This is a genomic window from Jannaschia formosa (genome assembly GCF_003340555.1).
GTDB lineage: Bacteria > Pseudomonadota > Alphaproteobacteria > Rhodobacterales > Rhodobacteraceae > Jannaschia > Jannaschia formosa.
Genome location: NZ_QPLJ01000109.1, coordinates 1 through 876, shown reverse-complemented (window position 1 = coordinate 876; position 876 = coordinate 1). Strand labels below are relative to the sequence as shown.

Below are 876 nucleotides of genomic sequence, written 5' to 3'. Positions count from 1 at the left end.
TGCGGCCTTGCCAGCGATCACGCCGCCGTTGCCGCAGCGCTGACGGAGCCGTGGTCCAACGGCCAGACGGAGGGGCAGATCAACCGCCTGAAAACCCTCAAACGCCAGATGTATGGCCGGGCCAACATCGACCCCCTGAAAGCCCGCCTCGTAGCGGCATCATGAACCGGGAAATGCACCAACTTTGCGTCAGACCCACTTTTGGACGCCGATACAGGGTCACGATTCAGTGCCGATTGACACTTTGGGCATCTGTTAGACGGGATGCGTGCGTTAACGGCGACGCTCGGCAGCTTCGCCTTGCGCGGCCAAAATCCGATACATCGTGCGGATCCAGCACAGGTAAGTGCCTTCATTCAACAAGCTCGCAAAGACCTCCGTGGGCGCCTGATCGGCGAAGCGGGGACTGCGCAGATGGTCCAGGACCCGAGTTCGCTCCCGCTCCGGCAAGGCGCGGTGTGACGGCGGGCGCGGCTTTGCTGCGCGTGGCCGGGCCGCCAGAGCCGCGCGGTGGCGCAAAACGCTTGCCCGCGACACCCGCAGCGCGGCGCAGACGGTCGATGTCAGACCGCTGCCGGCTGGCAAGGCAATCGCCGCGGCCATCATGATGTTCCGCCGCGCTCGGATGTCTGTTCCATCTCCTCCAGCAGCGCCGCCACTTTTTTTGGATGGCGATGACGGCTTCTCCCTTGTCAAGGCGGCGCTGCAATGCCGCAACCTCTAGGTTGGCCTTGTCCAGCTCGCCCTGCAACAGGTGGACACCTCCGACAACCTGTCGATTTCGCCTGGCGGTGAGGGTTTTGGCAGACAAGTGCGCAGGCTGGTGCGGTTTCGGCCCGGGCTGGCCGGCCAGAAGAGGGGTTCGAGGCGTGATGC

Annotated in this window: 1 protein-coding gene and 1 pseudogene; one reads left to right on the top strand and one right to left on the bottom strand. The window is 64.4% G+C overall.

What is annotated here, in order from left to right:
* A pseudogene (locus tag DR046_RS23035) lies at positions 1–165 on the top strand (ISL3-like element ISMdi2 family transposase); the annotation flags it as partial.
* 108 nt (positions 166–273) lie between these two features.
* Here DR046_RS23035 and DR046_RS23420 read toward each other — a convergent pair.
* Positions 274–603 carry a hypothetical protein gene (locus DR046_RS23420; protein WP_135227406.1) on the bottom strand — a complete coding sequence of 110 codons (330 nt, stop codon included), beginning with the start codon at positions 601–603 and terminating at the stop codon, positions 274–276.
* Between the last annotated feature and the right edge of the window lie 273 nt (positions 604–876).

Coding starts and splice junctions, on each gene's coding strand:
- DR046_RS23420 (WP_135227406.1), bottom strand. CDS start 603: ATGGCCGCGGCGATTGCCTTGCCAGCCGGCAGCGGTCTGACATCGACC.